This window comes from Sphingomonas sp. SRI_018, from assembly GCF_057586275.1.
Genome location: NZ_JBYCZO010000007.1, coordinates 15293 through 33427, shown reverse-complemented (window position 1 = coordinate 33427; position 18135 = coordinate 15293). Strand labels below are relative to the sequence as shown.

The 18135-nt window shown below is 66.4% G+C and carries 21 protein-coding genes, 1 tRNA gene and 1 pseudogene; 11 read left to right on the top strand and 12 right to left on the bottom strand.

The window, feature by feature from the left end:
- Positions 1 to 53: 53 nt before the first annotated feature.
- Both AC2YHA_RS19160 and AC2YHA_RS19155 read left to right on the top strand, forming a co-directional pair.
- The gene (locus AC2YHA_RS19160) at positions 54 to 953 is read left to right on the top strand and encodes an enoyl-CoA hydratase (RefSeq protein WP_487402916.1); all 900 of its coding nucleotides are present in this window, start codon (positions 54 to 56) and stop codon (positions 951 to 953) included.
- Between the two features lie 42 nt (positions 954 to 995).
- On the top strand, positions 996 to 1823 hold the full coding sequence (locus tag AC2YHA_RS19155; RefSeq protein WP_487402915.1) for an SDR family oxidoreductase: 828 nt from the start codon (positions 996 to 998) through the stop codon (positions 1821 to 1823).
- Between the two features lie 82 nt (positions 1824 to 1905).
- Here the strand turns inward: AC2YHA_RS19155 and AC2YHA_RS19150 are convergent, their stop codons facing one another.
- Positions 1906 to 2196, bottom strand: coding sequence for a putative quinol monooxygenase (locus AC2YHA_RS19150; RefSeq protein ID WP_487402914.1), 291 nt, complete (start codon positions 2194 to 2196; stop codon positions 1906 to 1908).
- Positions 2197 to 2482: 286 nt separating this feature from the next.
- Here AC2YHA_RS19150 and AC2YHA_RS19145 point away from each other — a divergent pair, with 286 nt between their 5' ends.
- The 6 genes and pseudogenes from AC2YHA_RS19145 (at position 2483) to AC2YHA_RS19120 (ending at position 7153) form a co-directional block, all read left to right on the top strand.
- Positions 2483 to 4705, top strand: a complete 2223-nt coding sequence (locus tag AC2YHA_RS19145; RefSeq protein WP_487402913.1) for a TonB-dependent receptor — start codon at positions 2483 to 2485, stop codon at positions 4703 to 4705.
- Positions 4706 to 4959: 254 nt separating this feature from the next.
- Positions 4960 to 5396: pseudogene (locus AC2YHA_RS19140) on the top strand (ArdC-like ssDNA-binding domain-containing protein).
- A gap of 522 nt (positions 5397 to 5918) precedes the next feature.
- Complete coding sequence (locus AC2YHA_RS19135) at positions 5919 to 6323, top strand: RidA family protein (protein ID WP_487402912.1); 405 nt, start codon at positions 5919 to 5921, stop codon at positions 6321 to 6323.
- Between the two features lie 40 nt (positions 6324 to 6363).
- Complete coding sequence (locus tag AC2YHA_RS19130) at positions 6364 to 6453, top strand: hypothetical protein (protein ID WP_487402940.1); 90 nt, start codon at positions 6364 to 6366, stop codon at positions 6451 to 6453.
- Positions 6446 to 6730 carry a Fis family transcriptional regulator gene (locus AC2YHA_RS19125; RefSeq protein ID WP_487402911.1) on the top strand — a complete coding sequence of 95 codons (285 nt, stop codon included), beginning with the start codon at positions 6446 to 6448 and terminating at the stop codon, positions 6728 to 6730. Before AC2YHA_RS19130 ends, AC2YHA_RS19125 begins: the two co-directional genes overlap by 8 nt.
- A gap of 117 nt (positions 6731 to 6847) precedes the next feature.
- Entirely contained in the window at positions 6848 to 7153 is a 306-nt protein-coding gene (locus AC2YHA_RS19120) for a DUF1330 domain-containing protein (RefSeq protein WP_487402910.1), read from the top strand.
- A 96-nt stretch (positions 7154 to 7249) separates the two neighbouring features.
- Here AC2YHA_RS19120 and AC2YHA_RS19115 read toward each other — a convergent pair whose 3' ends face one another.
- From AC2YHA_RS19115 to AC2YHA_RS19105, 3 genes are all read right to left on the bottom strand, one after another.
- The gene (locus AC2YHA_RS19115) at positions 7250 to 8002 is read right to left on the bottom strand and encodes a MerR family transcriptional regulator (protein WP_487402909.1); all 753 of its coding nucleotides are present in this window, start codon (positions 8000 to 8002) and stop codon (positions 7250 to 7252) included.
- A 214-nt stretch (positions 8003 to 8216) separates the two neighbouring features.
- Positions 8217 to 8291 (bottom strand) — tRNA-Gln (locus tag AC2YHA_RS19110).
- Positions 8292 to 8337: 46 nt separating this feature from the next.
- Positions 8338 to 9429 (bottom strand): branched-chain amino acid aminotransferase, encoded by a 1092-nt coding sequence (locus tag AC2YHA_RS19105; RefSeq protein ID WP_487402908.1) that lies wholly within the window; start codon positions 9427 to 9429, stop codon positions 8338 to 8340.
- Between the two features lie 52 nt (positions 9430 to 9481).
- Between AC2YHA_RS19105 and AC2YHA_RS19100 the strand changes: the two genes are divergently transcribed.
- Positions 9482 to 9952, top strand: coding sequence for a MarR family winged helix-turn-helix transcriptional regulator (locus AC2YHA_RS19100; protein WP_233783710.1), 471 nt, complete (start codon positions 9482 to 9484; stop codon positions 9950 to 9952).
- 44 nt (positions 9953 to 9996) lie between these two features.
- Here the strand turns inward: AC2YHA_RS19100 and AC2YHA_RS19095 are convergent, their stop codons facing one another.
- The 6 genes from AC2YHA_RS19095 to AC2YHA_RS19070 form a co-directional block, all read right to left on the bottom strand.
- Positions 9997 to 10599 (bottom strand): hemerythrin domain-containing protein, encoded by a 603-nt coding sequence (locus tag AC2YHA_RS19095; protein ID WP_487402907.1) that lies wholly within the window; start codon positions 10597 to 10599, stop codon positions 9997 to 9999.
- 103 nt (positions 10600 to 10702) lie between these two features.
- Positions 10703 to 11506 carry a pyrroline-5-carboxylate reductase gene (gene proC, locus AC2YHA_RS19090; RefSeq protein ID WP_487402906.1) on the bottom strand — a complete coding sequence of 268 codons (804 nt, stop codon included), beginning with the start codon at positions 11504 to 11506 and terminating at the stop codon, positions 10703 to 10705.
- Entirely contained in the window at positions 11503 to 12006 is a 504-nt protein-coding gene (locus AC2YHA_RS19085) for a type III secretion system chaperone family protein (protein ID WP_233783707.1), read from the bottom strand. The genes proC and AC2YHA_RS19085 overlap by 4 nt, the downstream gene beginning before the upstream one ends.
- Before the next feature lie 95 nt (positions 12007 to 12101).
- Positions 12102 to 12404 carry an accessory factor UbiK family protein gene (locus AC2YHA_RS19080; protein WP_487402905.1) on the bottom strand — a complete coding sequence of 101 codons (303 nt, stop codon included), beginning with the start codon at positions 12402 to 12404 and terminating at the stop codon, positions 12102 to 12104.
- 18 nt (positions 12405 to 12422) lie between these two features.
- On the bottom strand, positions 12423 to 12977 hold the full coding sequence (locus AC2YHA_RS19075; protein WP_487402904.1) for a TspO/MBR family protein: 555 nt from the start codon (positions 12975 to 12977) through the stop codon (positions 12423 to 12425).
- 205 nt (positions 12978 to 13182) lie between these two features.
- Positions 13183 to 13926, bottom strand: a complete 744-nt coding sequence (locus AC2YHA_RS19070) for a TlyA family RNA methyltransferase (protein ID WP_487402903.1) — start codon at positions 13924 to 13926, stop codon at positions 13183 to 13185.
- A gap of 171 nt (positions 13927 to 14097) precedes the next feature.
- Between AC2YHA_RS19070 and AC2YHA_RS19065 the strand changes: the two genes are divergently transcribed.
- On the top strand, positions 14098 to 14748 hold the full coding sequence (locus AC2YHA_RS19065) for an RBBP9/YdeN family alpha/beta hydrolase (protein WP_487402902.1): 651 nt from the start codon (positions 14098 to 14100) through the stop codon (positions 14746 to 14748).
- A gap of 48 nt (positions 14749 to 14796) precedes the next feature.
- Here AC2YHA_RS19065 and AC2YHA_RS19060 read toward each other — a convergent pair whose 3' ends face one another.
- On the bottom strand, positions 14797 to 15603 hold the full coding sequence (locus AC2YHA_RS19060) for a hypothetical protein (RefSeq protein ID WP_487402901.1): 807 nt from the start codon (positions 15601 to 15603) through the stop codon (positions 14797 to 14799).
- On the bottom strand, positions 15590 to 17515 hold the full coding sequence (dxs, locus tag AC2YHA_RS19055; protein WP_487402900.1) for a 1-deoxy-D-xylulose-5-phosphate synthase: 1926 nt from the start codon (positions 17513 to 17515) through the stop codon (positions 15590 to 15592). The genes AC2YHA_RS19060 and dxs overlap by 14 nt, the downstream gene beginning before the upstream one ends.
- 50 nt (positions 17516 to 17565) lie before the next feature.
- On the opposite strand from dxs, the gene AC2YHA_RS19050 reads away from it, so the two are divergent.
- A complete protein-coding gene (locus tag AC2YHA_RS19050; protein WP_233783700.1) occupies positions 17566 to 18102 on the top strand; it encodes a GNAT family N-acetyltransferase in 537 nt (178 codons plus the stop codon).
- Positions 18103 to 18135: the final 33 nt, after the last annotated feature.

The following is an 18135-nucleotide window of genomic DNA, read 5'->3' as shown; positions in this document are numbered from 1 at the left end:
AAATGACGACGGCGCCTGTCCGTCGATCCAGAGAATCCGGAAGGGAGAGTGATATGGCCACCGAAGGTCGCGAGTACACGCAGGTCATCTACGAGACCCCCGCGCCGAAAGTGGCGCGGATCGTGATGAACCGCCCGGAGCGGCGGAACGCGCAGGGGGTCACGATGACCTACGAGCTCGACGGCGCCTTCAAGCGCGCCTGCCGAGACGACCAGATCAACGTGATCATCCTCGCGGCGACCGGCGATCACTGGAACTCGGGCCACGACATCAGCGGCGATGAAGCGCCCATGCCGAAGCCGGACCAGGTCGTCGGCCTATGGGGCGACTACAAGGGCAAGGGCTGGGAAGGCTATTATGCCCGCGAGCGGGAGATCTATCTCGAGATCAGCGAGCGCTGGCGCAACGCGCCCAAGCCCGTGATCGCCGAGATCCAGGGATCGGTCATCTCGGGCGGCATCATCCTCACCTGGATGTGCGACCTCATCGTCTGCGCGGACGACGCGCGCTTCCGCGACGCGACGGCAGTGGAGATGGGAATCGCGGGCATCGAGTTCTGGCAGCACCCTTATGAGATGAGCGTGCGGCAGGCCAAGGAATGGCTGATGACCGGCAGCTGGATGAGCGCCGAGGAAGCGCTTCGCCGCGGCATGGTCAATCGCGTCGTGCCCCGGGAGGAGCTCTCCGCCCGCACGCTGGAGCTGGCCGAGGCGATCGCGGCCCGCAATCCGTTCACGATGAAGCTGGTTAAGCAGGCGATGAACTTCGCCCAGGATCAGATGGGCCGCAAGGCTTCGGCCGATTTCGGTTTCCATCTTCACCAGATCGGCCACATGCAGGCGATGCTCAATCACGGCCTGCCCATCGATATCGACAGCATGCCGTCGGCCATGCGCGCGACGATCGAGAAAGCGATCGAGGCGCGCCGGGCGGCCGCTGCCGCGGCGGAATGAAGCGCAGTCGACAGCACGACGTAGCATCCGATTGGACAGGTCATGACCGACATCGCTGATCGCGCCGCCTTCATCACCGGGGGCGCCAACGGCATCGGGCTGGGGATCGCGCGATCGCTTGCCCGTGAAGGCGCCAGGCTGGCGCTCGTCGACCTCGACGCGGAGGCGCTCGAGCGGGCCAGGGCCGAGCTCGGCCCGGTGACCGAGGTCTACACCGCTGTGCTCGATGTCCGCGACCGCGACGCATTTGCCCAAGTGGCGGAAAAGGCCGAAGCGGCGCTCGGACCGGTGTCGATCCTGGTCAACAATGCCGGGGTGGCCAGCGGCGCGCCTGCCAGCCGGCTCACCTATGAGCTGTGGGACTGGGGCCTCGGCATCAACCTGGGCGGAGTGGTCAACGGCATCCAGACGTTCCTGCCGCGGATCATCGACCGGGGTGCCGGCGGACACATCGTCAACACGGCATCCGGTGCCGGATTGGTCGCGCGAACGGGCGGGGTGCTCTACTGTACCGCGAAGTTCGGCGTGGTCGGGATGAGCGAAGCGCTCGAACTCGAGCTCCAGCCGAAGGGGATCGGCGTCACGATATTGTGTCCGGGACCGGTCGCGACGGACATCGTCGATCGAACGGATGCGTTGCGGCCGAGGCCGACCGAGGGAATCTCGTCGGAGGAGAGGGCTGCAGCGTCGGCGAGGCGGGAAGACGTGAAGAGGTACATCGCCGGCGGTGTCGCGCCCGACGCAGTCGGCGACATGGTGCGCGATGCGATCCGCGAGAACCGGCTCTATGTGCATACGACTCGTGCGGTGCTCCCGATGATCGAGGAGCGTACCAAGGCGTTGCTCGATGCGATGCCGCTCGCAAGCTAGAGCTCTGATCTTGAGCGGGCGCCGCGAAGGGAGGAGCGGCTGAGGAAGCGGACTGCAGCGGCTGGCTGCCGTCGACCTCGTTCTAGCCGACGACGTCGAGGATCTCGATGGCGGGATCGACTTCGCAGCAGGCCGCGAGCCGCGGACCGGCGGCGGACAGATAGTCGGCCGCGCCATGCGCCTTGGCAGCGTCCTTGTCGGCATAGAGTTCGAGAACCCGATAGACATCGGGCGTGCGCTTGGATCGGGTCAAGGCATAGAGCCGGTTGCCGGGCTCCTCGGCCCGGACATTAGTGGCTAATTCGGTAAAAACGGCCTCGAACTCCGCGGCGAAGCCGGGTTTGACGGCGAACGTGGCGATGATGGCGATCATTGCGGCTATTCCTCCAGCGAAATGTCAGCGGATATCCGCGCGCCGGAAGCGCTGACCCCATGAGCCACCTTGGTCATTGCCGGGCTCGGACGCTATGGAAAGCCGCGGATCTGCGATGCGCTGGAGGAATGGCCTGAGCCGTCAGCCGGACCCAGGCAACAGGCGCTTACAACGCTCGTATTCCTGCCGATCATGGGACGGCGCTATTCAGCATTTGACCTGCCGTCGCCCACGCGAAGACTGATGGCCACAAAACAAGGACGTTCAAAAAACGGGGAGGGGCATCGTGAACAGGCATATGCTGAAGACAATCTCGTCGGCGCTCGCGATCACCTGGGCCGGCGCCGCGCATGCGCAGAATGCCCAGCCCGCGTCGCCCGCCCCGCAGGCGGACGCGGTGGCTACGACACCCGCGCCGGCTGTCCAGGACGGCGCTGCGAGCGAGGGCGACATCATCGTCACCGCGCAACGCCGATCGGAGCGCCTGGTCGACGTCCCGATCTCGGTCGCGACCGCCTCGTCGGAAGATCTCGAGCGGACGGGTCCGACCTCGCTCGAGAACCTTACCAAGGCGACGCCCGGCATCTATCTTCAGCGCGCCGTCTACGGCCTGTCGCCGACGGTTCGCGGCATCGGATCGACCCTCGCATCATCGAGCGGCGAGCAGAATGTCGCAGTTTATGTCGATGAAATCTATTATCCGACGCCGACCGGAAACATCTTCGATCTCGCCAGCATCGCGGGCGTCGAAGTACTGAAGGGGCCGCAGGGCACGCTCTTCGGCCGCAACGCCACGGGCGGCGCGATCCTGCTGCGCACTCTCGATCCCGCTTTCACGCTCTCCGGCCGCATCAGCACCTCGTACGAGCGCTTCGATCAGATCCGCGCGAGCGGCTATGTCAACGTGCCGCTCGGCGACAGGGCGGCCGTCAATGGCTCGGTCGCGTACCGCTATTCCAACGGCTATGTGCGGGACCTGCGGACCGACCGGATCACCAATCAGGGCCGGAACTTCACGGCGCGCGGTAAGCTGCTGGTGAAACCTGCCGACAATTTCTCGATCATCTTCACTGCCGCGCATGCCGAACTCGACGACCCGTCGGGCGCCGACACCAGGAACTTCCAGCCGGCCCGGCTCGTCGCGTTGTTGGGCGGGCCGATCGCGACGGATCGCTTCGATTCCTCCTTCAACACGCTGCAGCGCATCCGCACCCAGACGGACGAGTATAGCGCGCGGGCCCGGCTCGAGCTGGGGGGCGGCACCTTGTCCTCGTTCACGGCATTTCTGCGCAACGAGCTCGACACGGTGAACGATCTCGACCTTAGCTATCTCAATCAGGCACTGGCGCTGCGCGTCCGCAACAGGACCTTCACGCAGGAAATCAATTTCGCGTCGAAGGAGACCGGGCCGTTCAGCTACGTGGTCGGCGTCTATTATTATCGGAACCGAGGCAAAGTGCCGTTTCTCACGACCAACGGCGTTCCCTTGTCCATTGCCGAAGGCGAGATCGACGCCATCGCCGGCTATGCCGACGGCACCTACAAGTTCGGCGATCTGTCGCTGATCGCAGGCATCCGCTACAGCCATGAGGACCGTCGTTCACGGAGCGCCTTCGGGGTCAGCGCGCCGTCGCCGTTCACGCGCTTTCAGGACGCGACCGACAAGCAATGGACGCCGCGGCTCGGCCTTCGGTACGCGCTTGGCAAGGACGCCAATGTCTACGCCACTTACAGCAAGGGCTTCAAAAGCGGCGTGTTCGATTCGACGACGGCGACAGGACCAGGCGTTCGCCCGGAGACGGTCGATGCCTTCGAGGTCGGGTTCAAGTCGGCATCGCCGACCTTCTCGGTCAGTGCCGCCGCCTTCTACTATGATTACAAGGACACGCAGGTGAACGCGACCGTGTCGGGCGCGAACGGCGCCGTGTTCACTCAGCTGTTCAACGTGCCGCAGTCGCGCATCTATGGCGCCGAAGTGGACGCCTCGCTTCGCCTCGGGGCCAATTTCGATATCCGGGCGGCGGTCGCCTATACGCATAGCCGCTATGTCGATTTCAAGAATGCGCCCGGCTATGTCGACGCGCCCTCAAACCCGGCGACCTGGATCCCGCTTGGCGGCGGAGCCTTCTTCCAGGGTGCGCTCTATGCGAACGTCAGCCTCGACGTCAGTGGCAAAACCATGGTGCGCTCGCCGGAGCTCACGGCCAGCTCGACCGTTCGCTACCACACATCGGTCGGCGACAATGACGAGTTCGAGATCACGCTCTCGCCTTACTATAGCAGCCGCGTCTATTTCACCTTCGACAACAGCCTGAGCCAGAAGCCTTATGTGACGCTCGACGCGGCCGCCACGTTGACGCTGGACGAGCGCGTGCGGCTTTCGGTGTTCGGGCGCAACCTCACCGACAGCAAATACATGGCGAGCATGAGCCAGAACTCGCTCTCGCTGCGCGCGGGACGATATGCCCAGCCGATCACCTATGGTGTGTCTTTGGGGTACACCTTCTAAGAACGGAGACCGAGGCCCGCCTGCACGCGCTGGCGCTGGTGCCTCCGGCACCGGTGCGGCGGGGTAGGCGTCGCGCCCCTCTAGTCCCGCCGCGGCGCGCCGCAACCTCGGCCTTCGGCCGGGGGCCTCCACTGCGTCCAGCCTGCTTCGCGGGTGCGGCCCGCCGCCGGTGGCGGGACTGCCGGTCCGCTTCTGCCGCCCACCCCGCCGTTCCGGCGCCGGGTGCGGTGGTTTTGGAAGAAGGAGCGAGGATCATGAGGGATACCGGCCATCGCGCGGACCTCTATGGCGAGGTGACCCGGCGGGTGATCGCCGAGCTGGAGCAGGGGCGGCTGCCCTGGGTGCAGTCGTGGACAGCGCACGGTGCGGCTGCGCGCTGCCGGCCAATGCCGTGAGCGCGCGGCACTATTCGGGGATCAACGTGCTGATCCTGTGGGCGGCAGCAGTCGCGCGCGGCTATGCGACGCAGCGCTGACTGACCTACCGCCAGGCCCTTCTCCTCGGCGGGCATGTCCGCGAGGGCGAGCAGGGCACTGCCGTCTGCTATGCCGATCGCTTTACGCCGAAAGGCGAGGCCGAGCGCGCTCGACGAGGGACGCGAGGCGCGGGCGATGCGCGTCGGCGCGTGCTCACCTTTCTCCGTCCAGCAAGGTCTTGTCGCGCAATTGCGGCCGCTCTGGGCTGCCTTTGACGATGCGGTGCGAGCGCTCGATGCCGAAGCCGGCAGAGTGACTGAGCGCTGGCGGGACTTGAAGAAGCACTCGCGCGAAAGTCACTGTTCGAGCGCATTGCCGATGGTGCAGCGAGTAGAATCTAGCCTCCTAATCCGTCATTTTGGTGGGACGGGGGCACTTCGCGATCCAGCTCCCCAAAGTGACCGCTCGATTTCAGCCATATCCACCCACGACGGGTAAGCGCCCTCAATCGGTCATTCAACGGACTCAGCCGCGCTCCATAAGCCGACGTGCAGTCGAATGGGAGCGCTCTACTCGCGCCAGCAACAAGTCCTTTCGCGCGGCAAGAGTATGCATAGAGGCGCCCCGAAGCCATTGGAGTCATTGCCAGCATCGCGGTGACTGCAACCTACTAAGCCTCTAGATTTGATGTCCGAATGCGGTCGAACTGAAGCTGACCATCGTGGGCCCGAATATTGATACGGCCGTGATTCTGGTCCTTGACTCTGGCCGTGTCTGGCCGAGCTTAGTCGGCTTAGATGACCCATCGTGGAACAACCATCATGTCGCGCACGATAATCGCCACGCCGGCCGCCCCAGAGGCGCCACCCTCCTATAGCCAAGCGGTCAAGGCCGCGGGATTGGTTTTCGTATCAGGAACTGCGCCTATTGACCCAGTCACAGGCTGCCTCGTGAGCGGTCCGGTGCAGGCCCAGGTCGCACAATGCCTTCGCAACATCTCTGCTATTCTGGAGGCTGCCGGCACCAGTTTGGACAAGGCGGTCAGTGCCACGCTGATTGTAGCCGACGAGGAAGACTTTGCGGGTGCCAATGAGGAATGGCTTAAATGGTTTCCTAAAAGCCCACCTGCCCGACAGGGAGCGAAGATGCCGGTGCGCATATCCGATATGAAAGTCTCGATAGCAATGATCGCAGAGGCATAAGCCTCTCAGCTTCACCATGAGCTAAAATGGCCGTTATGCGCTGCACGACTTCATCAAGAAGGCGCAGAAGACTCCGCCGACGGATTTGAAGCTGGCGCGCGAGCGCAAGAAAGAGATCGAGAATGGCTGACAATCCCCACAGGGGATCAACGCTGGACAGCTTCCTCGAAGAGGAAGGCGTGCTGGCCGAGTTTCAGGCGAAGGCCATCAAGGAGGTCATCGCCTGGCAGCTCGCCGAAGCAATGCGCGAGCGCAAGCTCAGCAAGAACCGCCTCGCGACTATGATGCATACCAGCCGCACCCAGGTGAACCGGCTGCTCGACCCCAATGATGGCAACGTCACTATCGAGACCCTGCAGCGGGCGGCGGCGGTTGTCGGCCGCCGGGTCGAATTGCAGCTGGTTTGAAGACGAGGGGAACTCGCGAGGTTACGGTTGACCGGGAGCAGATCGACGCGCCGGTGATCCTGTGGTCGGTCGACCGCTGCCGACGATGTCGGCTGTAAATGAGAGAGGCGTAGCTAGATGCCAGCCTACTTGATCTCCGATGTCACCATGCGCGACGCCGCCGCCTTCGAGACATACAGAACCCTCGCGGCGGCCTCGATCCGAGCGTTTGGCGGACGTTATCTTGTTCGGGGCGGAGAGATCGACGTATTGGAGGGGCAACATCGCCCCTCCGCTCTTGTGATCGTGGAGTTTCCCGACACCGGCACAGCGAAACGGTGGTATGCCTCACCAGAATATGCCGCTGCGCTTGAAGTGCGTGACCAAGCTCTCGTGCGTAGCCTGATCCTCGTGGATGGCGTCCATCTCGATGCGGGATCGTAGCCGCCTGAACAATCCAGCGAAGGCACAGTCAAAGGCTTCGCAGCGGTCGCGTGAGAGGCTGCGAGTCGACCTCTCGACGGCCGATGCGCCGACCGCTCAGAGCGATCGATCGGCATAGATAGCCATCGCCTCGGCTATGAACTCGGCCGTGCCCGCCAACGCTCCGTCCTCATAGGTCCCTCGAAACTCGGAATTCTCGACGTAGAGCCGGCCGAGGCCCTTGAACGCTGCGGCGTCGGGCGTCCAGCTGTGCGAAACCCAGGCATAGTGCCGGGCGGTCACAGCCTGCACTGCCTCCGATCCTGGCGCCGCCCCTTCGGCGAACAGCCGCTGGAAATCGCTCCGGATCGCCTCCATCTCCGCCTGAATGGCGGCGACCTGCTCCTTTGAGAAGGAGCGTGCCTTTGCCTGCGCAGCGCGCACCGCATCCTCGCCCCAGAATTCGATGGCTTCGCGCTCCCAGCGCGCCCGTGTCTCGGGCGAAACGCCCGCATAATATTCGTGGTCTTCCATTGCTTCATCCTTCTCGATTGACGCGATCGTGCGATCGATCGTGCGGATGAGGTCGCCGTACCGCTCTATTCGCGTGGCCAGGGCCTCCCGATGGCCTCTGAGCGCTGCGAGCGAGTCGAAATCCGGATCATCGAGGATCGACCGGATCTCGCTCAGTGGCAGCCCAAGTTCGCGGTAGAACAGGATCTGCTGCAGCTTCAGCAGTTCCGTGCGGCCATAGTAGCGATACCCGTTGGCCCCGACATGGCCAGGCTTCAGCAGACCGATCGCGTCGTAATGGTGGAGCGTGCGCACGCTGATCCCAGCTGCCTTCGCCACCTGCCGAACCGTGCGCATGCCGTTCCCTCATCTTCACGCGAATCGCCCTATCGGGGATGACGCAGCGTCAGGGTCAAGCCGCTGCGAGACAGGCGGGAGCTTTGACTCACTCCATCATGGCGCTGCGGGGCCGCATGCCATGACCGTGTGGATCACGCTCGCCGGATCGTCCCGGAGGGGATAGCTTGTTAGAAACATGCGCTGCACTGGAACCGAATTCAGAGGACTCGGTTGGCTGGGGCGGCAGGATTCGAACCTGCGAATGACGGTACCAAAAACCGTTGCCTTACCACTTGGCGACGCCCCAGCGGGAAGCGCAGGCCCTTAGAGGGTCGCGCCTCCGAAAGAAAGCCTCAAGCCAGCCGGTCGATCCAGTCGTGCGGGTCGGGTGCGCGGCCGCGCTGGATGTCGGACAGGCGGCGCAGCAGCCGCGCCGTGGTCTGACCGGTGCCGCCGCTGCCGATCGTCACCTCGTAGCCGGGGCCCGAGAACTTGCCGATCGGCGTCACCACCGCGGCGGTGCCGCAGGCGAAGGCCTCGGTCAGCTTGCCCGACGCAGCGTCCTCGCGCCACTGGTTGATCGAATAGAGTTCCTCGCGCACCGTCAGCCCTTCGTCGCGGGCGAGCTGGATGATCGAATCGCGCGTGATGCCGGGCAGGATCGTGCCGGTCAGCGGCGGGGTCGCCAGGCTACCGTCGGCGAACACGAAGAAGATGTTCATGCCGCCCAGTTCCTCGACATAGCGGCGCTCGGCCGCGTCGAGGAACACCACCTGGTCGCAGCCGTGGCGGATCGCCTCGGCCTGGGCGGCGAGGCTGCTGGCATAGTTGCCGCCGCACTTGGCGTCGCCGGTGCCGCCGGGCGCGGCGCGGGTATAGTCGTGGCTCACCCACAGCGACACCGCCTTGACCCCGCCCTTCCAATAGGCGCCGACCGAGGAGGCGAGCACGCAGTAGAGATATTCGGCCGAGGGCTTCACCCCCAGGAACACCTCGCTCGCGATCATGAAGGGGCGGAGGTACAGCGCGCCTTCGTCGCCCTCGGGAATCCAGTCGCGCTCGATCGCCACCAGCTCGCGGCAGGAGGCGACGAACATCTCCTCGGGCAGCTCCGCCATCGCCATGCGGCGCGCGGAGTTGCGGAAGCGCGCCGCGTTCGCCTGCGGGCGGAACAGCGTGATGCCACCGTCGGCGGTGCGATAGGCCTTGAGACCCTCGAAAATTTCCTGCGCATAATGGAGCACCGCGGTCGCCGGATCGAAGCTCAGCGGCGCGCGCGCGACGATCTTCGCATCGTGCCAGCCCTTGTCCGCCGACCAGCGCGCCACCGCCATGTGATCGGTGAAGACGCGGCCGAAGCCCGGATCGGCGAGGCGCGAGCTGCGCTCGTTGGCGGAGGTCGGCGTGGCGGTGGGTTCGAAAGCGAACAGGGATTGCGCGGTCATCTCGGCTCCATCGGTTGCCAGCCGAGTAGGAGAGGTGCCAGATGGGGTCAACATGGCCACCGCTTCGCCCCTGTTCCTGACCGAGCCCGAGATCCGCCGTGGGATCGAGCTGTTGTTCTTCGGCTATGGCCAGCTGACCCGCGCGATCGACCTGGCGCTGGAGGAGCATGACCTTGGCCGCGCGCACCAGCGGGCACTCTATTTCATCGCGCGGCGGCCGAACCTCAGCGTCGGCGAATTGCTGACGTTGCTCGCGGTCACCAAGCAATCGCTTGCCCGCGTGCTTGCCGATCTCACCAAGCGCGGCCTGGTCGAGAGCCGTCCCGGCGATCGTGACCGCCGCCAGCGTCTGCTGCGGCTTACCGTCGAGGGCGCCGCGATCGAGGCGCGGCTGTTCCAAGCGCTCAGCACACGCATGGCGGAGGCCTATTCGCGCGCCGGGCAGGAGGCGGTCGGCGGCTTCTGGGGCGTGCTCGAAGGGCTGGTGCCGGCACGCGACCGGGGCAAGCTGCTGGGGCGGTAGGGCCGACGAGGCTCCTCCCCGTGCCGGGGAGGAGCTTTGGGGAGTTAGGCCAGCTTGAACCCTTCCTTGTTCATCGCCGCGGTCAGCAGCTTGTTCTTTTCCTCGCTGAGCTTGGCCTTGAGCGAGGGGAACAGCTGGTTTTCCTCCTCGGCGATATGCTCCTCGATCTCGCTGCGGAACCTGCGGACCGTCGTCAAGTAATCCGGGCTGTCGTTCGGCATGTTCTCGAGCTCGTAGAGATATTGCTTGATGTAGCCGTGCTCCTTGTTGAGCTCGTCGGCGCCCTCGACCTCCCCGGCTTCGCGCAACGCGGGGTAGATCACATTCTCCTCCTCCAGCGCGTGCTTGGCGAGCGAATGCTTGAGCTGAGAGAGCAGGATCGCGCGCTTGCTGGTGTTGCGGCTTTCGGTCGCCTCCAGCGCGTCGAACAGCTTGAGCACCGCCTTGTGCTCGGCCGCGAGGGCCTGGTCCCATTCGCCCGCGAGCAGGGTCGGCGCCTGCACCACTGCCTTGCGCGCGAGCATCGCCAGCATGCCGAGCGCCATGCCCGCGGCGCCGACGCCGGCGAGCGTGCCGAGATTGGACGAGCTGCCGCCGTTCTTCTGGCTCGAAGTGCTGCGGCTGCGGGACGCACTGGTGGTCGCCATCGGGATTCCTCCGCTGGATTGGGTTCAGCGGCTAGAACCCTCGGCGACGCGGTCGCGTTCCCCCGCGCGGTCACATCCAATGGTATTCCAACAGTAGCGGGGTCTATCCCCGCGCCTCCGCTGCCATCTCGCCGTTGCGGCGCACGGCAGCCGCGATCGTCTCACGGATCAGCGTCTTCAGCGCATCGTCCTTGTCGAGTACGGCATAGCCCTCGCGGGTCGATCCGCGGGGGGAGGCGACGCGGTCGGCGAGCACCGATGGCGGCACGTCCGCCGCGGCGGCGAGCAAGCCCGATCCCTCGACCGTCGCCACCGCCAGCCGCTGCGCCTGCTCCGGCGCGAAGCCCATCGCCGTGCCGGCATCGGCGAGCGCGTCGATGAAGCGATAGACGAACCCCGGCCCGCTGCCAGCCACCGCGGCAACGACATCGAACAGCCGCTCCTCGACCCATTCGACCAGGCCGAGCGGCGCCATCAGCGTATCGACCGCCTTACGCTGCTCCGCATCGGCGCTGTTGCTGGCGAGGCCGACCACGCCCTTGCCGATCGCGACCGGCAGGTTGGGCATCGCGCGCACCACCGCGCCGGCGTCGAACTTCCGCGCCAGCGTCGCCTCCTCGACCCCGGCGAGGATCGAGATGAGCAGGGGCACACCGGCGATGCGCTCCCCGTGCGCCGCAGCGATCTCGTCGATCTGGAAGGGCTTCATGCCCAGCATCACCGCATCGGGCAGCGGCCCGTCGGGGAAGGCGCGGCCCTGGCGCACGCCGGCGGGCAGCGCGCGGTCCTGGCGGTTGACGACGAACACCTCCGCCGGATCGACCGCGCCCGCGACGATCCAGCCGTCCAGCATCGCGCCCGCCATATTGCCGCATCCGACCAGCCACAGCCGGCGGATCGCGGTCATGCCTCGCCCTGCGTCTCGATCAGCGCCGCGGCGATTGCCTCGCGCGGGGTCTTGCCGCCCCACAGCACGAACTGGAACACGGGATAGAAGCGCTCGCACTCGTCGATCGCGCTTTCAACCAGCAGCTCGGCCGCGCCCAGCGTCATGGTCGCGCCGTCGTCGCCGTCGATCATCGCGGCGTGGCGGAACAGCAGGATGCCGCTCGACGACCACAGCTCGAAATGGCCGATCCAGAGCTGCTCGTTGACCAGGCCGATCGCCTCGTAGATCGCCGCGCGGCGCTCGTCGGCCACGCGCACGTCGGGGAAGCACAGGAACTGGAGCACGCCGTCCTCCGCGCGCCAGACCGCGCGGAGCTCATATTCGGTCCAGCTGCCCTTGACCTTGGCGACGATCTCGTCCTCGTCGCGCTCGTGGTTCCACCCGTGCGCGGCGTAATAGCGTTCGAGCATCTCGATCGGGGCTTCGCCGTCCGATCCGTCTTCAACTTCGTCGAGCATCACCCCTCCCGCCGAGCATTGCCCGGCCGAGACCCTGCCGTCCGGCGCTGCGGCGCACAAGACGCCGCGCTCCATAAAGCTGTGGAAAAAATGCGTCAGCCCGCCTTTGGTGCCCTGGGTGCCTTCGGCGCCTTTGATGCTGCCGGGGTCGCGGCCGCCTGGGCAGCCTCGAGCTTGTCGAGCCGCGCGCGCAGCGCATCGGCCTCGTCGCGGGCGGCGGCCGCCATGGCCTTCACCGCCTCGAACTCGTCGCGGCTGACGAAATCGAGCCCGCCGATCCATTCGCGGGCACGCTCGCGCGCGGTGCCTTCCGCCTCGCGTGCCACGCCGGCGAAGGTGCCGGCGGCGCCGTTCACGAATTTCACGAAATCGTCGAAGATGCGGTTTTCGCTTTGCACGGGTCTCAAATCCTTACGTCAGATCACAATCTGGGTGGTGTCGCCGCCCGGCACAAGGGTTTCCGCGCCGGGGTTGAGCCGGTCCACCTCGACGATCAGCGCCAGCGCGAAGGCGAGCCACAGCAGATAGGGGACCATCAGCGCGCCCGCCGCCGCGCGCACGCGCCGGAACAGCCAGGCGGTCACGGCGGCCAGCACCAGCAGCAGCGCGAGCAGGATCGCCGACGCGCCGACCTTGTGCAGGCCGAAGAACAGCGGCGGCCAGACGAGGTTCGCCGCCATCTGTATCGCGAACAGGGCGAGGGCAGGGCCGCGCAGGCGCGATCCGCGCGCGTTGATTACCAGCGCGAGTGCCAGCCCCAGCAGCACGTAGAGCAGGGTCCAGGCGATCGGGAAGGCGGCATTGGACGGCATGAACGCCGGCTTGGCTAGGGCGGCGAACCAGCGGTTGTCGTCGCCGCTCGGTGCCAGCCGGCCAGAGGCGAAGCCCAGCAGCAGGATCAGCGGCACCGTCACCATCGCCCAGCGTAGATAGGATGCCCGGAGCTGTCCCTTCGACGCGATCTCGCTCATTGCCTGCCCCTTCGCTCCCCCCGGGGCGCACCTCTTATCGAGGATCAGGACGGGGAACAAACGCGATCGTTGCATGATGCTGGCCAAGAACGATCCACAATTCCGTTCGTGCTGAGCTTGTCGAAGCACCGTCCTTCTTCGGGCGGCGGCAAGAGAAAGGACGGCCCTTCGACAAGCTCAGAGCGAACGCGATGGGTAATTCCGATCAGCTTGGATTCGCCCTGATCGCGGCGATCAAGAACTCGACGTTGCCTTCGGGGCCGGTGATCGGGCTCGGCGTCACCCCTTCGACCCGCCAGCCCTGCGTCTCGAACCAGGCGGCGACCTCGTCGCAGACGCGCGCGTGCACGGCCGGGTCACGCACCACGCCGCCCTTGCCGACCTCGTCGCGCCCTGCTTCGAACTGGGGCTTGATCAATGCCATCGCGCGGGCCTCCGGTCCGGTGAAGCCGAGCGGCACCTCCAGCACCTTGGACAGGCCGATGAAGCTCGCGTCGCATACGATCAGGTCGACCAACTCGGGGATATGCGCCGGGGTCAGCACGCGCGCACTGGTCTGCTCGTGGACGATCACGCGCGGGTCCTGGCGCAGCTTCCAGGCGAGCTGGTTGGTGCCCGAATCGACCGCATAGACCCGCGCGGCGCCTCGGGTCAGCAACACGTCGGTGAAGCCCCCGGTCGACGATCCCACGTCGATCGCCACCGCGCCGGTCACGTCCCAGCCGAAATGGTCGAGCCCATGCGCGAGCTTGATCCCCCCGCGCGACACCCAGGGATGATCGCGCCCGCGCACCTCGATCGCGGCGTCCTCCGGCAGCGCCTGGCCCGGCTTCTCGACCTTGCGGTCTCCGGCGAAGACGAGGCCCGCCATGATCAGCGCCTGGGCGCGCGTGCGGCTTTCCGCGAGTCCGCGGTCGACGAGCAGCTGATCGGCGCGATGCTTGGCCATGACGCATGCTTTGGACGCTTCGGCGGATCGTCGCAACCGGACCTCCGATGGGCGCAGCGGCTATTGCCTACTCATTCAGTAGGAATATATTCCGGCTCCGGGTGGAGTCGTCGTGCGGCGTCCCCTAGAGCGCCGTCCGGCCTCTCCCCCCACCCCGATGGGAGAGACAGGATGGCGCATTTCTCCGAGGCCTCGTCGCCGACGATCCTGACGGTGCCCGGGCTCAACAACAGTGGCCCCAGCCATTGGCAGAGCCTGTGGGAGCGCTCGCGCCATGATACGGTGCGGGTCGATCTCGGCATGTGGGACCGGCCGCATCGCAACAGCTGGGTGACCAAGCTCGACCAGGCAATCCGCACCGCGCGCGCGCCGGTGGTGCTCGTCGCGCATTCGCTCGGCTGCCAGGCGGTGGCGTGGTGGGCGGAGCTGTCAGGGCAGCCCTACGGCTGGCCGGTCGCCGGCGCGCTGCTGGTGGCGCCGGCCGATGTCGACCGTACCGACGCGCCGGAGGAGCTCGCCGGTTTCGCGCCCGCGCCGGCGAGTGTGCTGCCGTTCCCGTCGATCCTTGTCGCGAGCCGCGACGATCCGTGGATCGATCTCGGGCGCGCACGAGCGCTCGCCGGACAATGGGGCAGCCATTTCGTCGACATCGGCTGCCAGGGCCACATCAACGCCGCGAGCGGCATCGGCGACTGGGCGGAAGGGCTGGGGCTGCTCGATCGGCTGATCGACACCGCGCGCGGCGATTTCCCTAAGACCCCCGCCGCGGCGAAGGCGGCGTTGACGGCATCGCTGGCGGAGGAACGGCCAGCCGCCCTGTGACCGTCAGGCCCGACGAGATTGCCGCCTCAAAATTGGAGCAGGGAACATTCAGTTTCGTCGGCGCCAATGTGCAACGAACAGGGCGCGCTTAGGCTGCGCGGTGGACGCACCGAAGCTTACTGCGAGATTAGATAACGCCGGGCGGGTCAGCTTCTCCAGCGAGCGCTGCTGTACGGCAATCATGGTCTTACCGATCTCCGGCCCTGGATCACCGTCGAACATGGCTGAGATCTCGCACAGTGACTGTGCACAATATGCAGTCAGCTTGTTCTCTGGCGTATCGAGGCCCGGAATTGCGGCATAATGAGCGCGCAACGCCTCCTCGGCTTCAGGAGCCCAGCGCTTGTCGCGGGTCTCAGCTTTGAGCAGGGCGTGCCAATGTCCCGGGTCCCTTTCCTTGTAAAGCGGCGCGAACTCTCCTGCCTCCTGATCTGCCGCTGCGGTCGAGGCTTGTAATGGCGCCGACGGACGAGATGTCCCGATCGCGATTGCGAGTGCGGCTGCACCAAGCATGATCGTCCCAATAGCCGCCATGAGATAAATGCTCCGTCGATGTCCACTTTCCGCGCCTGCCGGGGCAGCTTCCGACAGCGTCAATGCTCCGTCTCGATCCGATCCGGCCACCCCGATTTGCTCGTCCCGATTTTCTTGTGCCTTCAGAAGCCGCGCCAGCTCGCGGCTGCTGCCGACTCCGGTCTTGCGGCGGGCCTCGCGCAGCCGCTCGTTGACCGCGCCGACCGAGCGGCCGGTCAGAGCGGCGATGCTCTTGGCGGTATGGCCCTCGCCGAGCAGGCCGAGCGCCTCGCGCTCGGCTTGATTCAGCCGGCCGAGATCGACTTCGTCAGGCCCGCGCACCCTCGACTACGCCGCCGCTGTTGTGCCTCAGTGCCGCCAACACCGTGTCCACGATATGCTCGGCGTTGAGCCGCGCTTCGTCATATTGGAGCTCGGGCTTGTCCTGGTCCTGGAAGAGGTCGGGCAGGCGCATCGTGCGCAGCTTGAGGCCCGCGTCGATCAGCCCGGCGTCGCTGGCATAGGTCAGGACATGCGCGCCGAGGCCGCCGATCGCGCCTTCCTCGATCGTCACCGCCACCTCATGCGTGGTGAGCAGACGGCGGATCAGCGCCTCGTCGAGCGGCTTGGCGAAGCGCAGGTCCGCGACCGTGGTCGACAGCCCCCTGGCATCGAGCGCATCGGCGGCCTTGAGCGCCTCGGCCAGCCGCGTGCCGAGCGAGAGGATCGCGACCTTCTTGCCCTCACGGACGATGCGTCCCTTGCCGATCTCCAGCCGCTCGGGCACCGCGGGCAGCGCCACGCCGACGCCGCTCCCGCGCGGATAGCGCACCGCGATCGGGCCGGAATCATGCTCGGCGGCGGTATAGGTCATGTGCACCAGCTCGGCCTCGTCGGCGGCCGCCATCACCACGAAATTGGGCAGCGTCGCGAGATAGGTGACGTCGAAGCTGCCGGCATGGGTCGCCCCGTCGGCGCCGACGAGGCCGGCGCGGTCGATGGCGAAGCGGACCGGCAAGTTCTGGATGGCGACGTCGTGTACCACCTGATCGTAGGCGCGCTGGAGGAAGGTCGAATAGATCGCGCAGAACGGCCGCATTCCCTGCGCCGCGAGGCCCGCCGCGAAGGTCACCGCATGCTGCTCGGCGATGCCGACGTCGAACGCGCGGTCGGGATGCGCCGCGGCGAACTTGTCGACGCCCGTGCCCGACGGCATCGCCGCGGTGATCGCCACGATGCGCTCATCGGTCTCGGCGAGCTTCGCCAGCGTCTCGCCGAACACGTTCTGGTAGCTCGGCGGTCCCGGCGGCGCCTTGGCCTGGGCGCCGGTGATCACGTCGAACTTCTGGACGCCGTGATATTTGTCCGCGGCATTCTCGGCCGGGGCATAGCCCTTGCCCTTCTTAGTCACGACATGGACCAGGATCGGCCCCTGCTCGCTGTCGCGGACGTTCTCCAGCACCGGGATCAGATGGTCGAGGTTATGCCCATCGATCGGCCCGACATAATAGAAGCCCAATTCCTCGAACAAGGTGCCGCCGGTCGCCATGCCGCGGGCGAACTCCTCGGCCTTGGCGGCGGCGTCGTAGGCGCGGCGCGAGATGCGGCGGATCGCCTTCTTGGCGAAGCTCCTGAGGCCCACATAGTTGGACGAGGAGATGAGGCGCGCGAGATAGGCGGACAGCCCGCCCACCGGCGGCGCGATCGACATGTCGTTGTCGTTGAGGATGACGACCAGCCGGTTGCCCGCGGCCTCGGCGTTGTTCATCGCCTCATAGGCCATGCCGGCCGACATCGCGCCGTCGCCGATCACCGCGATCGCCTTGCCCGGCGCGCCGGTCAGCCGGTTGGCGGTGGCGAAGCCCAGCGCCGCCGAGATCGACGTCGACGAGTGCGCCGCCCCGAACGGGTCGTACTCGCTCTCGCTCCGCTTGGTGAAGCCCGACAGGCCGCCGCCCTGGCGGAGCGTGCGGATGCGGTCGCGCCGTCCGGTCAGGATCTTGTGCGGATAGCATTGATGCCCGACGTCCCAGATCAGCCGGTCCTCGGGCGTATTGAAGACGTAGTGGATCGCCACCGTCAGCTCGACCACGCCCAGCCCGGAGCCCAGATGCCCGCCGGTCGTGCCGACCGCGGAGATGGTCTCGGCGCGCAGCTCGTCGGCGAGCTGGCGGAGCTGTTCGGGCTGGAGCTTGCGCAGATCGGTGGGCGTCACCACCGTGTCGAGCAACGGCGTCTCGGGTTTATCAGCCATTGACGCGATCTACTCCAGCCTGCGAACGCTGTCGAATGGTTAGCGTTTCCATGTCCTTCTCCCACCGTCCTGCCACCACCGCCGACCTGCCCCGCCTCAAGGCGCTGATGGCGCTGGCGATCGACCGGCTCCAGGCCGGTTTCCTGACGCCCGAGCAGGTCGTCGCGAGCCGCGCGGTGATGGGCCTCGATACCCAGCTCGTCGCCGATGGCACCTATTTCCTGGTCGAGTCGGACGACGGCAGGCTCGCCGGCTGCGGCGGCTGGAGCCGGCGCGCGACGCTCTATGGCGGCGATCACAGCACCGAGCTGCGCGAGCCCCGCCTGCTCGATCCCGCGACCGAGGCGGCACGGGTGCGCGCGATGTACACCCATCCGGACTTCGCCCGCCGCGGCGTCGGACGCCTGATCCTGTCGCTGTGCGAGGACGCCGCCGCCCGCGAGGGCTTCACCCGCGCCGAGCTGATGGCGACGCTCGCCGGCGAGCCGCTGTACCGGGCCTGCGGCTATGTGGAGATCGAGCGGGTTGCCGACAATGTCGACGGCGTGCCGGTTCCGCTGGTGCGGATGGGGAAGGCGCTAAATTGAATCGTCATTCCCGCAAAGGCGGGAATCCATTGT